A 13,322-nucleotide genomic window follows, 5' to 3' on the forward strand; every position below is an offset into this window, starting at 1 on the left:
GAATGGATGCCGTCGCCCCGAGGTTCTAGCCTTGGGACGGCGGCATCGGGCTTTTTCGGGGCCGCCGACCTTGGGCGATGACCGAGACGCCCGCCCGAGACGACTTCTGAGAGATGAGGAACAACCCATGACCGACCCGGTTACCATCGAGGGTTCTACCGGAGCCGTGCGTGAGTTCGACCAGAAGCGTGCCGAGGACGCCGTCAGGGAACTGCTGATCGCGGTCGGCGAGGACCCGGACCGCGAGGGCCTGCGGGAGACCCCGGCCCGGGTGGCGCGCGCCTACGAGGAGATATTCGCCGGGCTCTGGCAGCAGCCGGAGGACGTGCTGACCACCACCTTCGACCTCGGCCACGACGAGATGGTGCTGGTCAGGGACATCGAGCTGGTCTCCTGCTGCGAGCACCACCTGCTGCCCTTCCACGGGGTGGCGCACGTCGGCTACATCCCGGCGGTCAGCGGCAAGATCACCGGTCTGTCCAAGCTCGCCCGGCTGGTGGACGTCTACGCCCGCCGCCCCCAGGTCCAGGAGCGGCTGACCACGCAGGTGGCGGACGCGCTGATCCGGATCCTGGACGCCCGGGGGGTGATCGTGGTGATCGAGGCCGAGCACATGTGCATGTCGGTGCGCGGCATCCGCAAGCCCGGCGCCAAGACGCTGACCTCGGCGGTCCGCGGCCAGCTGCGCGACGCCGCGACCAGGGCCGAGGCGATGAGCCTGATCATCGGCCGCTGACCGCCCCGGGGTAGCGGAAGGGGAGGGCCCGCCGGTCGGCGGCGGGCCCTCCCCTTCGCTCTGCTCAGGCGCCCCCGGCGACCGTCGAGCGCTTCCCGGTACGGCCGGGCTGCGGCGTCGGCCGCGAGTGGACGGGCGCCGGCGGGGTCTGCTCCACCGGCGGCGCCATGTGCTCGCTCATCCAGGTCAGCGTCGGCTCCTGCTCCTCGGTCCAGGTGGTGAAGTTGTGGCCACCGTTCTTGAGCAGCATCGGCGTGGCCGACATCGGGGCCTTCACGTAGCGGAGGAACTGCTCGGTCGCCTTGTAGTCGGACTCCTTGGAGGTGGTCGCGAGCAGCACCTGGACGGCGGGGGCGGGCAGGTGCTTCAGCCGCCACTCCATGTTGTACTGGTCCATCAGCTGGGTCCGGGCCGCGCTGCCCTTGGGGCCGAACAGGTTCCCGGTCTGCGAGTCCTCGACGTTCGCGTAGTCGCCGCCGAGGTCGCCGACCACGGTGAAGTACTGCGGGTAGCGCATCGCCAGCACCAGCGCGCAGGTGCCGCCCTCGGAGTAGCCCTCCAGGCCCCAGCCGTGCGGATCGCTGGTGACCCGGTAGGTGGAGCGCATCGCCTCCAGGTAGTCACTGGTCAGGAAGGTCTCCACCTGGTCCCCGTGCGGGATGTTCATGCAGTCGTTGTCCCGGGGCATGGTCACGTTCTGCGAGATCAGCACCACGATGGTCGGCTGCGCCTGGCCGTTCTGCTCCATCTTGGCGAACTGCTGGATCAGCTTCAGGTTGTCCATCACCGTCTCGACCATCCCGGGGAAGCCGGTGTACGAGGTGATCACCGGGAACGCGGTGTGGGCGTAGGCGGGCTGGAAGTACTGCGGCGGCAGGTAGACGATCGCGTGGTCGTTGATCTTGCTGCGCCGACCGTGGATGTGCACCGACACCGTCTCGCCGACCTGGTCGGACGGGCCGCTCGGCAGGTCGTGCCAGCGCCCCAGGTCGCTGGTGGCGTCGTTCGTTATCAGCCCGTTCGCCCCGGCGGCGACCCCGGCGGTGCCGTTGTCGGCGCCGGTGGTCTGGCCGAACGCCACCTGCTGGTTGCCGCCCCCGCCGACCAGGTCGTCCCAGGTCGGGTAGAAGTCACCGTAGGAGTTGATCATCAGGGCGACCACCAGCACCAGCGAGAGCTGGGACATCAGGATCATGCCGAGCCGGGCCAGGATCCACAGGACTCCGCGTCGGGCGAGCCGTGGCCAGAGCCAGACGGTGAGGCCGACGCTCACCACCGTGAGCGCGATGCACGCGTCCAGCAGTGAACTGCTCGTCAGATCCATGGGCGTAGCTCCTGTTTCCCGCCGGCAGGCCGGGTTCGATCCGCACTCTCACCACGATGGGGCGCCGTCGAGTGAGCTCCAGTGAAATTATCGGTGGTCCTCATGATGGCTTGATCACCGGGTTCGCCGATCCGCTCGCCGAGGGCCCCGGGGCGCCCGGCCGCGCCGGGTCCGGCTGCCCCGGGTCCGCCTGCGGGGCCTGGAGTCTGGCGCCCAGCCAGCGCAGCGCCTGCGGGGTCTCCCGGTTCCAGGTGTCGAAGTTGTGGCCGCCGCTGGGCAGTATCAGTGAGGACACCCGCATCGGCGCCTTCACCGCGGCGATGAACTTCTCGGTGGCCGGGTAGTCGTACTCGCCCTGGTGGCTGCTGGCGACCAGCACCGACACCGCCGGTGCGGGCAGGTTCCTCAGCCGCCACATCAGGTTGTTCTGCTCGCGCAGCGCCTGGTTGCCGCCGAAGAGGTTCCCGGTGGTGCTGTCCTCGGCGGCCTGGTAGTAGCCGGACAGCGAGGCGGCGGCGGTGAACGCCTCCGGGTGGCGCATGGTCAGCTTCAGCGCGCAGTAGCCGCCGGTGGAGTCACCGATGACGCCCCAGTTCGCCCCGGCGGTGCCGACCCGGTAGTGCGCCGCCATGGCCTGGTGCAGGTCCTTGGTGAAGAAGGTCTCCGCCTGCGGGCCGTTCGGCACGTCCTGGCACTCGGTGTCCCGGGGCATCGCCACCGACGGGCGCATCAGCACCAGCACGGTCGGCTGCAACTGCTTCTGGTAGATCGCCTGCGCGGCGACCGTCGGGTACTTCATTCGGGTGATCAGGTTCTCCGGCGTTCCCGGGTAGCCGGTGAACACCAGGATCACCGGGAACCGGTGCCCGGCGTAGGCCGGGTCCTGGTACTGCGGCGGCAGGTAGACGTACGCCGGCTCGGACATCCGGGTACCGGAGCCGTGGACCACGATCTTCTGCAGCGTGCCGCCGCTGCCGACGGCCCCGGGGATCATCAGCGGCACCGGCTTGCTGTTCAGCACCTGCACCCCGGCCACGCCGTCGGCCGCGCTGGGCTGGACGCCGTTGGTGATCACCGCGGTACCGCCCTGGTCGGTGCCGAGCAGGTCGCCCCAGGAGCTGTAGAACCCGCCCCAGTTGTTGGCGGCCAGGCCGATCGCCGCCAGCGTCAGCAGCTGGCTGGCCAGCAGCAGCCCGATCCGGCCGAGGAAGGCGAGGACGGTGCGACGGCTGAGCCGGGGCCACACCCAGACCGTGGCTGCGAAACAGACGATCGCGAGTACCGCGACCAATGTCTGCAGTTTCTGGCTGGTGAGTCCCATGGGTCCACTTCCCGAGGAGAGGGTGATCGGCGTCACTGGTTCCGCCGGGTCGGAGATTCGGCCGACGGATTACCAGACGTTTCAGCATGCCTGGGAAGTTGCTGAGTTTTAGCAAAACGTTATGCCCCCGGCCAGAACTCATGCCTTGAGATGACCCTCTCCTACTGGGGTCTGACCGAAGTCATGACTGAAGGCCCTACTCTGGTCCCCTATGAACGACGCCAGCCCCGCCGATTCCCACCCTCACAAGGGCTTTCAGCTACCCAGCGTGGCGGGCGCCTCACGTCCCTGGGTGCCCGCCGCCATGGGCTACGCCACCGCGCTGATCGGCCTGGTGGACATCGTCGGCGCCGTCGAGCCGCGGCTGCGGGACACCAGGGTCCGCGAGCTTGCCAGCTTCCTCCCAGGCGTGAACACCCTGGCGACCGCCGCCGAGCTGGTGGTCGGCATCCTGCTGATCATGCTGGCGCACGCGCTGCGCCGCCGGAAGCAGCGGGCCTGGAAGGCCGTGGTGGTGCTGCTGCCGGTGGGCGCCGCGCTGGAGCTGCTGCGCTGGCACCACCGCGGCACGGCCGTGGTGGCGCTCGTGGTGTTCGTGATCCTGCTGGTCAACCGGCGCGAGTTCTACGCGCTGTCGGACCCGCGCACCCGCTGGCGGGCGCTGTGGAACCTGATCGGCATGTCGATCTTCAGCTTCGGGCTCGGGCTGGTCATCGTCAGCTCGCACGAGCGGACCCTCGGCGGCTCGCCCAGCATCCGCGAGCGCTTCTGGCAGGTGGTCTGGGGCCTGTTCGGCATCGGCGGGCCGATCCACTACCAGTCCGAGCGGGTCAGCGACCTGGTGTACTACTCGCTCGCGGCGCTCGGCCTGCTCACCGCGGTCAGCACGCTGTGGCTGCTGACCAAGCCCTCGAAGCCGATCGCCGAACTCAGCGGGGACGAGGAGCACCAGGTCAGGGAGCTGCTGGCGAAGCACGGCGCGCGCGACTCGCTGGGCTACTTCGCGCTCCGCCGGGACAAGAGCGTGATCTTCTCGCCCAGCGGCAAGGCCGCCATCGCCTACCGGGTGGTGTCCGGGGTGATGCTCGCCTCCGGCGACCCGATCGGCGACGTCGAGGCCTGGCCGGGCGCGATCAAGCGCTTCATGGAGGAGGCCCACCGCTACGCCTGGGTCCCGGCGGTGATGGGCTGTAGCGAGGTCGGCGGCGAGGTGTGGACCCGCGAGGCCGACCTGGACGCGCTGGAGATCGGCGACGAGGCCATCGTCGAGGTGGAGGACTTCACCTTGGAGGGCCGCGCCATGCGCAACGTCCGCCAGATGGTGAAGCGGATCGAGCGCGCGGGCTACGAGTGCCGGGTGCGCCGGGTGGACGAGCTGACCGAAATCGAGCGGGACCAGATCCGCTACGCCGCCGACGCCTGGCGCGGCACCGAGACCGAGCGCGGCTTCTCGATGGCGCTGGGCCGGTTCGGCGACCCGCTCGACGAGGGCTGCGTGGTGATCACCGCGCACAAGCTGCCCGAGGGCGCCGCGCCCGGGGCCAGCGACATCCGCGCGGTGCTGCACTTCGTGCCCTGGGGCCGGGACGGCATCTCGCTGGAGCTGATGCGCCGCGACCGCGACGCCGACCCGGGGCTGAACGAGCTGCTGATCGTCAAGGCCCTGCAGGCCTGCCCGGAGCTCGGCGTGGACCGGGTCTCGCTGAACTTCGCGATGTTCCGTTCGGCGCTGGCGCGGGGCGAGCGGATCGGCGCCGGGCCGGTGCTGCGTGCCTGGCGCGGGCTGCTGATCTTCCTCTCGCGCTGGTTCCAGATCGAGTCGCTGTACAAGTTCAACGCCAAGTTCCGGCCGATCTGGGAGCCCCGCTTCCTGGTCTACCCGACCGCCCGCGACCTGCCCCGGATCGGCCTGTCGGCGCTCCAGGCCGAGGCCTTCATCGTGATGGAGCTGCCGCGCGGCCTGCGCCGGTTCGGCCGCCGCAAGGTGGCCGCGTCGGCGGCCCCGGTGCCGCCCGGGTCGCTCCCGGCGCAGGCCTCCGGCGAGACCGCGGGGACCGGGACCGACGCCCCGGCACCGACCCAGCCACAATGACTCCATGAACGCGTACAAGAGCCCCCTTCCCGGCATCGACGACTGGGGCCGCTGCGGGGTGATGGGTATCGTCAACGTCACCCCTGACTCCTTCTCCGACGGCGGGCTCTGGCTCGACCCGGGCCGGGCCGTGGCGCACGGCCTTGAGCTGGTCGCGCAGGGCGCCGACCTGGTCGACGTCGGTGGCGAGTCAACCCGCCCGGGCGCGGTCCGGGTCACCCGGGAGGAGGAACTGCGCCGGGTGCTGCCGGTGGTCCGCGGGCTGGCCGGGCAGGGGGTGGCGGTGAGCGTGGACACCATGCGCGCGGCCGTCGCCGAGGCGGCGGTGGAGGCCGGGGCGCGGATCATCAACGACGTCAGCGGCGGCCGGGCGGACCCGGACATGGTCGGCGTCGCCGCTCGCACAGGTGTTCCTTTTGTGGTGATGCACTGGCGCGGACAGTCCGCATCCATGGATGACCTGGCCTCCTACGGGGATGTAGTGGGCGAGGTCATCGACGAAGTGGAGCGCCAGATGGACGCGGTGGTGTCCGGCGGGGTCGACCCCGCCCAGGTGATCGTGGATCCCGGACTCGGCTTCGCCAAGGGGCGGACGGACGACTGGGCGCTGCTCGCCCGACTGGACGCCTGGACCAGGCTCGGCCGCCCGGTGCTGGTGGCCGCCTCCCGCAAGCGCTTCCTGGGGACGCTGCTGGCCGACACGTCCACCGGCGAACTGCGCCCGGCCCGGGCCCGGGACGCCGCCACGGCGGCCGTCTCGGCGCTGGCCGCCGCCCAGGGCGCGTGGGCGGTCCGGGTGCACGAGGTCCCGGCGACCGCCGACGCGGTCCGGGTCGAGGCGGCGCTGCGCGGGGCGCGCGGATGACCGGGGGCGGACCGGCGGCCGGCGCCTCGGGCTCCTCCGAGCGCTCGGCGGTGGCGGCCGAGGTGGAGGCCGTCAACGCGGCCCTGTACGCGGCGTTGGAGGCGGGCGACCTGGACGCGCTCACCGACGTCTGGGTGTCCGGCGCGGACGCCGACGACGTCAGCGGCGCGGTCTGCGTCCACCCCGGCTGGCCGGTGCTGCGCGGCCGGGCCTCGGTGCTGCGCTCGTACGCGCTGATCATGGCGCACACCGACTACATCCAGTTCTTCCTCACCGACGTCACCGTGGAGGTGCTCGCCGATGTGGCACTTGTCACCTGCACCGAGAACATCCTGTCCGGCGGGGAGGCCGAGGAGGAGGGCGAACTGGGTCCGCTGGTCGGCGGAAGGGTCGTCTCGACCAACCTCTTCCGGCGTACCGACAGTGGCTGGCGGCTCTTCTCCCACCACGGCTCACCCGTGCTGACCAGCGGCGCGGACGAGTAGCGCGGTTCCGGCGGCCGGTTCCGGCGGCGGTCAGGGCCGCCGGGGGCGGGAATTCCGGATCCGGATCCGGCGTTCACCCTGCGGGCGGTACCCGCGCGGCGGGGGCTGTCGGTGCCCGGGGGTAGTTTGATTCCGGCAGGCAACGACGCAGGCCGCGCTCCTTCCTGTGTTGCGCAGGGCGGGCCGCTTGGACAGTGGGAGTGATTCGATTGCTGGACCGTGTCGCGGTGAAGGGCCTTCGCGCCCGTGGCCACCATGGGGTTTTCCCGCGCGAGCGGGAGCAGGGCCAGACCTTCGTGGTGGACATCGTGTTGGGCGTCGACACCAGGCCCGCCGCCTCCGGCGACGACCTGAGTCGGACCGCCCACTACGGCATCGTGTCCGAGGAGGTGGTCGCCATCGTGCAGGGCGACCCCGTCGACCTGATCGAGACCCTGGCCCAGCGGATCGCCGACCAGTGCCTGAAGCACGAGGCGGTACAGGAGGTCGAGGTGACCGTGCACAAGCCGGACGCCCCGATCACCGTGCCGTTCGACGACGTGACCATCACCATCGTACGGAGCCGCGAATGAGCAGCGACCCCACCACCACTCCCGTCTCTCCCGAGGTCGAGCAGCAGGTCGACTCGGCCGATGTCACTTTGTCCAACCCCAGGAGCGCCGTCATCGCCCTGGGCAGCAACCTCGGCAACCGGCTGGAGACCCTTCAGGGTGCCGTCGACGCGCTGGAGGACACCCCCGGTGTCCGGATCAAGTCGGTCTCGGCGGTCTACGAGACCGAGGGCGTCGGCGGTCCGGAGAACCAGCCCTCGTATCTGAACGCGGTACTGGTGCTGCGCACCACGCTGCCGCCGCAGTCCCTGCTGGAACGCGCCAACGCGGTCGAGGACGCCTTCGGCCGGGTCCGCGAGGTCCGGTTCGGACCGCGCACCCTGGACGTCGACATCCTCAGCTACGAGGGCGTGGTGCTGAACCGGGCCGAGCTGACCCTGCCGCATCCGCGTGCCCATGAACGCGCCTTCGTGCTGGCGCCCTGGCTGGACGCCGACCCGGAGGCCGAACTCGCCGGCCACGGCCCGGTCGCGGCGCTGCTGGCGGCCGTCGGCGAGCAGGGCGTGACCCGGCGCGACGACATCGAGCTGCACCTCCCGCAGTAGCCCCCGGGGTGCTGCGTGTTCCCCTGCTCCGAGTTGCCGCAGTCCCGATTTGCCGCAGTTCCTTGAGTCGCCGCAGTTCCTTGAGGGAGAAGTGTTGAAGCCGCTACGCCCGGTCGTCCTCGTCGCGATCACGCTGGTCACCGGCCTGCTGTCGTGGGGTGGTTCCCGGCTGTGGAACTCCGTCGGGACGCTCCCCGGCGTGCCCACGGCCGCTCCGATCGTGCTGGCGATCATCGCGGTGGTGCTGGTGGTGACGGCGGTCTCGCTGCGTTCGCGGTTGCGGGCACAGCGGGACCGGGTGCCCGGGGCGAAGGGTGTCGATCCGCTGGCGGCGGCCCGTTCGGTGGTCCTCGGCCAGGCGAGTGCGCTGGTGTCGGCGCTGGTCACCGGGATCTACGGGGGCATGGGAGTGTTCCTGTCGAGCATGTGGGACTCGGTGCCGGGGCGGCACGGCCAGGTGGTGACCGCCGGTCTGGCGGTCGCCGCCGGGATCGCGGTGATGGCGGCGGGCCTGTGGCTCCAGCACATCTGCCGCCTGCCGGAGGACCCGGACGAGTTCGGCAGCGTCCCGTCCACGCGGCAGCGCCACTAGGTCCGAAGGACCGGCCCTAGCTAGGGCGTGACGGTGTCCAGCTCCGTCCGGGCGGGGGCGGGGTTCTGGACGACGACGGGGTTCTGGGCCGGGGCCGGGGCCGACACGCCCGAGGTCTGGGCCACGCAGGCGCCGGTGAGCACCAGCAGACCGCCGATGATCTGCGGCAGCGCCAGGTGCTGGCCGAGCAGCACCCACGCCAGCACGGTGCCGATCACCGCCTCCAGCGAGGCGATCACCCCGGCCACCGGGGCGGACAGCCGACTCACGGCGGCGGTGCCGGTCACGTAGGCGAGCACGGTGGCGATCAGCACCACCCAGCCGAGCAGCAGCAGCGCCGGGACGTGGTGTCCGCCCAGATCGGCGTCGTGCGTGAGGACCGACCACCTCATCGCCCAGGGGCGGGCCACGGCGGTGAAGACCAGGGCGCCGATCAGCAGACCGTAGGCGCTCAGTGCGATCGGGTCCACCGGCTCCCGAGGCGGCGTCCCGGCCGGGCTGGCGGCCCGCTCGGCGCCCGGCTCCGCGGCCTGGCCGTGGCCGACGCCCTCGGCCAGCACGAAGTAGGCGACCTGGCAGAACGCGGCGCCCAGGGCCAGCAGCACCCCCCAGGGGTCGAGCCCGCCGAAGCCGTCCCAGATCCGCACCACGCAGCCGAGGCCGACCAGCGCCAGCGCCGCGCCCACCGCCGCCTGGCGGCTGACCCGCCGCCGCTGGACGAAGCGGACGTAGCCGAGCAGCAGCGGCGGCCCCAGGTACTCGATCAGCAGTGACACGCCGACCGGGATCAGCGCCAGCGAGGCGAAGGACAGGCCCTGGCAGCCCGCGACCGCGAACAGGCCGAAGCCGAGCAGCATGCCGGGGCGGCGGCGGGGCAGGTCCCGGTGCTTGACCAGGACCGGCAGCAGGACCAGCGAGGCACCGGCCGCGCGCAGCCAGACCACGTCCAGCGGCGTCAGCCCGGCGTCCATCAGCGGTTTGGCCGCTGTCCCCGAACCGCCGAAGGAGCAGGCGGAGAGCAGGATCAACAACAGGCCGACGGTGCGCCGGGAGGCAGGGGCGGGCTTGCGCATGGAGCTCAGTGTGGCAGCCCGCCGACAGGTGTGTCTCGCTCTTTTGCTGGTGTCAGATTCCAGCTCGATAACTCCGGCCCAGGTCAGCGCGCCGGCTCAGGTCACCGCCCCGGTCGGGGCGGCGAAGCGCGGGTCGCGCCAGCTCCCGGAGTCCAGGACCTCCCGCAGCGTCTCGGCGGCCTGCCAGACCTCGGCGTGCGACAGGTAGAGCGGGGTGAAGCCGAAGCGCAGGACGTCCGGGGCGCGGTAGTCGCCGATCACGCCCCGGTCGATCAGCGCCCGCATCACCCGGTACGCCTGCGGGTGCCGCAGCGAGACCTGGCTGCCGCGCTGCTCCGGCGCGGCCGGGGTGACCGGCTCCAGCCCCAGCGGCGCGGTCAGCTCCAGGAACAGCGTGCTCAGCGACAGGCTCTTGGCCCGCAGCGCGTCCAGGTCGACGTCGTCCCAGACGTCCAGGGCGGCCTCCAGTCCGGCGAAGCTGAGCAGCGGCGGGGTGCCGGTGAGGAACCGGCCGACGCCCTCGGCCGGGCGGTAGTCGGGTTCGAAGGCGAACGGCGCGGCGTGGCCGAACCAGCCGGTGAGCGGCTGCCGGGCGTCCTGCTGGTGCCGGGCGGCGGCGTAGAGGAAGGCGGGGGAGCCGGGGCCGCCGTTCAGGTACTTGTAGGTGCAGCCGACGGCGAAGTCCACGCCGCAGTCGTCCAGCCGGACCGGCAGCGCTCCGGCCGAGTGGCACAGGTCCCAGACCATCAGCGCGCCGTGCCGGTGCGCAAGTTCGGTGACGGCGGCCATGTCCTGGAGCCGCCCGGTCCGGTAGTCGACGTGCGACAGCAGCACCACGGCGGTGTCGGCGCCGATCAGCTGCTCCAGGGTGTCGCCGTCGCGGCCGAGGAGCCGCCGCTGGTACGCGCCGACGCCCTCGGTGAGGTACAGGTCGGTGGGGAAGCTGCCCAGCTCGGAGACGATCACCGGGCGCTGCGGGCGCAGCCGCAGCGCGGCGGTGAGCACCTTGAACAGGTTCACCGAGGTCGAGTCGCAGACCACCACCTGCCCGGCGGCGGCGCCGACCAGCGGGGCCAGCCGGTCGCCGAGGCCGCGCGGCAGGTCGTACCAGCCGGCGTCGTTCCAGCTGCGGATCAGGCCCTGGCCCCACTCCCGGGTGACCATCTCGGCGACCCGGGCGGGGGTGTCCACCGGCAGCGCGCCGAGGGAGTTGCCGTCGAGGTAGACCACGCCCTCGGGGAGCGTGAAGCGGGCCCGCAGGGGGCGCAGCGGGTCGGCGGCGTCCAGGTCCTCGGCGGCGCGGCGGGAGAGCGGGAGCACCGCCACCGGAATGTCCTCAGAGGACATTGCGGGCCTCCCAGATCTCCGGGAAGACGTCCTGCTCAGCGGCCTTGCGCAGCCAGCTCAGGCCGCTGGAGCCGCCGCTGCCCGGCTTGTCGCCCATGGCCCGCTTCACCGCGCTCAGGTGCCGCTGCCGCCAGCGGGTGACCCGCTCGGCCACGTCCAGCAGCAGTTCGCCGAGCAGGGCCAGCTCGTGGTGCCGGGGGTCGGTGTAGGCGGCGGCCCAGCTGTCGGCGCCCCGGGCGCGCAGCAGCCGTGCGGCGTCGTCGTACAGGCTGGGCGCGCGCAGGGTCTCGGTGAGCTCGGCGTGGACCCGGGGGCTGCCCGCGTACAGCCGCAGCAGCCGCTCCTCCTTGTTGCCGAGCAGGAACTCCAGGTGCAGGTAGGTGTACGACTGGAAGCCGCTGGCCTCGCCGAGGTAGGGGCGGAAGGAGGCGAACTCGACCGGGGTCATCGTGGCCAGCAGGTCCCAGGAGGAGACCAGCACGTCCTGTACGCCGAGGCCGCGCCGCAGCGCGGCGGTGGCGCCGGGCAGGTCGTCGTTCCGCAGTGCCTGCTGGGCCTGGGTCCACTCGTGCCGGAGCAGGTCGAACAGCAGTTCCATGACCTGGGTGGCGACGATGAAGCTGGTCTCGGCGGGCTCGGTGCTGCGCGGGCGGAGCAGTGAGTGCAGGGTGTCGATCCCGGCGTAGGCGGCGTAGGGCGTGGTCGGCTCGCCGAAGTCCACCTTCGGCTGGGTCGCGGCTGCGGCTGTGGCCATGGCGCGTCGTGCTCCTCTCGGCTCCGCGGCAGCGCTGGTGTGCTGTCCCGTCGCACCGACATTCTGCGTCCGATGACAGCCTGGATTGAATGGCCGTCGGATGCGACTTCGGGGCTTTGTCCTAGCATGTGCAAGGCGATATGACAGAAGGCTTACCGAACGGAAGGCAGATCAATGGACTCGGTGGACCGGCGGCTGCTGGCCGAACTCCAGCGGGACGCCCGGCTGTCCTTCAACGAGCTCTCGCGCCGGGTCAACCTCTCCTCCCCGGCGGTCGCCGAGCGGGTGCGGCGGCTGGAGGCGGCCGGGGTGCTCACCGGCTACCACGCCCAGGTGGACCTGGTCCGGGCGGGACGTCCGGTCAGCGCCCTTGTGCAGGTGCAGTGCTACGGGCCACGCTGCGTACTGCGGGATCCGGAGGTCCGGGAGTGGCCGGAGGTCCAGCAGCTGCACCGGGTCACCGGTGGGGCCTGCTGCGTACTGATGGTGGCGGTGGCGTCGATGGCGGAGTTCGAGGCGCTGATCGACCGGCTGGCCGAGTACGGGCAGCCGTCGAGCACGATGATCCTCTCCAGCCCGGTGCTGTGGCGCCCGGTCGAACCGGCCTGACCGCCGCCCCGCCGACCGACCCCCGCCGACGCCGCGCACCCCCACCGAGACCGAGGAGCCGATGTGAGCCGCGAAGTCCTGTCCCGCCCCGCCCCGCCCCCGGACCGCACCGCCGCCTACGGGCCGCACCCGGACCAGGTGGTGGACCTGCGGCTGCCGCCGGGCCCGGCCGGGACGCTGGTGGTGCTGGTCCACGGCGGCTTCTGGCGGCACGAGTACGACCGCGGCCACACCGGGCCGCTGGCCGACGCCCTGGCCCGGGCCGGGTACGCGGTCGCCGTGCCCGAGTACCGCCGGGTCGGCGGCCCGGGCGGCGGCTGGCCGGGGACCTTCGACGACGTGTCGACCTGCCTGGAGGCGCTGGGCACGATCTGCGCCGCCCGCGGCGTCCGGCCGCGGCGCACCGTGCTGCTCGGCCATTCGGCCGGTGGTCACCTGGCACTCTGGGCGGCGGCCCGGCACCGGATGCCGCCCGAATCGCCCTGGCGCAGCCGGTGGAGTCCGGACCGGGTGGTCTCCCTGGCCGGCTGCTCGGTGCTGGACCTGGCCGACGCCTGGGAGCTGGACGACAACGCCACCGCCGACCTGCTCGGCGGCAGCGCCCGGGAGGTCCCGGAGCGCTACGCCCTGGCGGACCCGGCCGCGCTGCTGCCGCTCGCGGTGCCGGTGACCCTGCTGCACGGCACCGCCGACCAGCAGGTGCCGGTGGCCATGAGCCGGGAGTACGCCGCCCGGGCCGAACGCGCTGGCGATTCCGTGGAACTGGTCGAACTATCTGGTCTGGACCACTTTGCGCTTATCGACCCGCTTTCCACGGCGTGGCCGGATCTGCTTGCCGCAATCGACAGTTGACGAGACGTCAAAGAGGTAATCCAGCCATGATCGGGAATGGGAACAGCGGGTACCGCTTCCCCGATTGCTAATCGAACATGCTCACTCGTTCGGGGAATGGTTCGTCACTGAAGTCA

The 13,322-nt window shown here is 71.8% G+C and carries 14 protein-coding genes; 9 read left to right on the forward strand and 5 right to left on the reverse strand.

Going from position 1 to position 13,322, the window contains the following annotated elements:
- Positions 1-127: 127 nt before the first annotated feature.
- Entirely contained in the window at positions 128-736 is a 609-nt protein-coding gene (gene folE / locus GXP74_RS03630) for a GTP cyclohydrolase I FolE (RefSeq protein WP_182449965.1), read from the forward strand.
- A 64-nt stretch (positions 737-800) separates the two neighbouring features.
- On the opposite strand, the gene GXP74_RS03635 is transcribed toward folE, so the two are convergent.
- Both GXP74_RS03635 and GXP74_RS03640 read right to left on the reverse strand, forming a co-directional pair.
- Positions 801-2,060, reverse strand: coding sequence for an esterase family protein (locus GXP74_RS03635; protein ID WP_182449966.1), 1,260 nt, complete (start codon positions 2,058-2,060; stop codon positions 801-803).
- Positions 2,061-2,160: 100 nt separating this feature from the next.
- The gene (locus GXP74_RS03640; RefSeq protein WP_182449967.1) at positions 2,161-3,381 is read right to left on the reverse strand and encodes an esterase family protein; all 1,221 of its coding nucleotides are present in this window, start codon (positions 3,379-3,381) and stop codon (positions 2,161-2,163) included.
- Positions 3,382-3,592: 211 nt separating this feature from the next.
- On the opposite strand from GXP74_RS03640, the gene GXP74_RS03645 reads away from it, so the two are divergent.
- The 6 genes from GXP74_RS03645 (at position 3,593) to GXP74_RS03670 (ending at position 8,571) form a co-directional block, all read left to right on the forward strand.
- Entirely contained in the window at positions 3,593-5,473 is a 1,881-nt protein-coding gene (locus GXP74_RS03645; RefSeq protein WP_370468369.1) for a phosphatidylglycerol lysyltransferase domain-containing protein, read from the forward strand.
- Between the two features lie 4 nt (positions 5,474-5,477).
- Entirely contained in the window at positions 5,478-6,338 is an 861-nt protein-coding gene (gene folP, locus GXP74_RS03650; RefSeq protein ID WP_225447697.1) for a dihydropteroate synthase, read from the forward strand.
- Positions 6,335-6,823 (forward strand): nuclear transport factor 2 family protein, encoded by a 489-nt coding sequence (locus GXP74_RS03655; RefSeq protein WP_182449968.1) that lies wholly within the window; start codon positions 6,335-6,337, stop codon positions 6,821-6,823. Before folP ends, GXP74_RS03655 begins: the two co-directional genes overlap by 4 nt.
- Positions 6,824-7,035: 212 nt before the next feature.
- Positions 7,036-7,395: a dihydroneopterin aldolase gene (folB, locus tag GXP74_RS03660; protein WP_182456125.1), complete on the forward strand. Its 360-nt coding sequence runs from the start codon at positions 7,036-7,038 to the stop codon at positions 7,393-7,395.
- Complete coding sequence (gene folK, locus GXP74_RS03665; protein ID WP_182449969.1) at positions 7,392-7,979, forward strand: 2-amino-4-hydroxy-6-hydroxymethyldihydropteridine diphosphokinase; 588 nt, start codon at positions 7,392-7,394, stop codon at positions 7,977-7,979. Before folB ends, folK begins: the two co-directional genes overlap by 4 nt.
- Positions 7,980-8,073: 94 nt before the next feature.
- Positions 8,074-8,571 (forward strand): DUF3180 domain-containing protein, encoded by a 498-nt coding sequence (locus tag GXP74_RS03670; protein WP_182449970.1) that lies wholly within the window; start codon positions 8,074-8,076, stop codon positions 8,569-8,571.
- Between the two features lie 20 nt (positions 8,572-8,591).
- Here the strand turns inward: GXP74_RS03670 and GXP74_RS03675 are convergent, their stop codons facing one another.
- The 3 genes from GXP74_RS03675 to GXP74_RS03685 form a co-directional block, all read right to left on the reverse strand.
- The gene (locus tag GXP74_RS03675) at positions 8,592-9,644 is read right to left on the reverse strand and encodes a DMT family transporter (protein ID WP_182449971.1); all 1,053 of its coding nucleotides are present in this window, start codon (positions 9,642-9,644) and stop codon (positions 8,592-8,594) included.
- A 96-nt stretch (positions 9,645-9,740) separates the two neighbouring features.
- Positions 9,741-10,991 carry a kynureninase gene (kynU, locus tag GXP74_RS03680; protein ID WP_182449972.1) on the reverse strand — a complete coding sequence of 417 codons (1,251 nt, stop codon included), beginning with the start codon at positions 10,989-10,991 and terminating at the stop codon, positions 9,741-9,743.
- On the reverse strand, positions 10,981-11,745 hold the full coding sequence (locus GXP74_RS03685) for a tryptophan 2,3-dioxygenase (protein ID WP_182449973.1): 765 nt from the start codon (positions 11,743-11,745) through the stop codon (positions 10,981-10,983). The genes kynU and GXP74_RS03685 overlap by 11 nt, the downstream gene beginning before the upstream one ends.
- Before the next feature lie 174 nt (positions 11,746-11,919).
- On the opposite strand from GXP74_RS03685, the gene GXP74_RS03690 reads away from it, so the two are divergent.
- A complete protein-coding gene (locus GXP74_RS03690; protein ID WP_182449974.1) occupies positions 11,920-12,354 on the forward strand; it encodes an Lrp/AsnC family transcriptional regulator in 435 nt (144 codons plus the stop codon).
- A 63-nt stretch (positions 12,355-12,417) separates the two neighbouring features.
- Positions 12,418-13,206: a S9 family peptidase gene (locus tag GXP74_RS03695; protein WP_182449975.1), complete on the forward strand. Its 789-nt coding sequence runs from the start codon at positions 12,418-12,420 to the stop codon at positions 13,204-13,206.
- Positions 13,207-13,322 lie beyond the last annotated feature (116 nt).

The sequence above is a fragment of the Streptacidiphilus sp. P02-A3a genome (assembly GCF_014084105.1).
GTDB lineage: Bacteria > Actinomycetota > Actinomycetes > Streptomycetales > Streptomycetaceae > Streptacidiphilus.

Coding starts and splice junctions, on each gene's coding strand:
- folE (WP_182449965.1), top strand. CDS start 128: ATGACCGACCCGGTTACCATCGAGGGTTCTACCGGAGCCGTGCGTGAG.
- GXP74_RS03635 (WP_182449966.1), bottom strand. CDS start 2,060: ATGGATCTGACGAGCAGTTCACTGCTGGACGCGTGCATCGCGCTCACG.
- GXP74_RS03640 (WP_182449967.1), bottom strand. CDS start 3,381: ATGGGACTCACCAGCCAGAAACTGCAGACATTGGTCGCGGTACTCGCG.
- GXP74_RS03645 (WP_370468369.1), top strand. CDS start 3,593: ATGAACGACGCCAGCCCCGCCGATTCCCACCCTCACAAGGGCTTTCAG.
- folP (WP_225447697.1), top strand. CDS start 5,478: ATGAACGCGTACAAGAGCCCCCTTCCCGGCATCGACGACTGGGGCCGC.
- GXP74_RS03655 (WP_182449968.1), top strand. CDS start 6,335: ATGACCGGGGGCGGACCGGCGGCCGGCGCCTCGGGCTCCTCCGAGCGC.
- folK (WP_182449969.1), top strand. CDS start 7,392: ATGAGCAGCGACCCCACCACCACTCCCGTCTCTCCCGAGGTCGAGCAG.
- GXP74_RS03675 (WP_182449971.1), bottom strand. CDS start 9,644: ATGCGCAAGCCCGCCCCTGCCTCCCGGCGCACCGTCGGCCTGTTGTTG.
- kynU (WP_182449972.1), bottom strand. CDS start 10,991: ATGTCCTCTGAGGACATTCCGGTGGCGGTGCTCCCGCTCTCCCGCCGC.
- GXP74_RS03685 (WP_182449973.1), bottom strand. CDS start 11,745: ATGGCCACAGCCGCAGCCGCGACCCAGCCGAAGGTGGACTTCGGCGAG.
- GXP74_RS03690 (WP_182449974.1), top strand. CDS start 11,920: ATGGACTCGGTGGACCGGCGGCTGCTGGCCGAACTCCAGCGGGACGCC.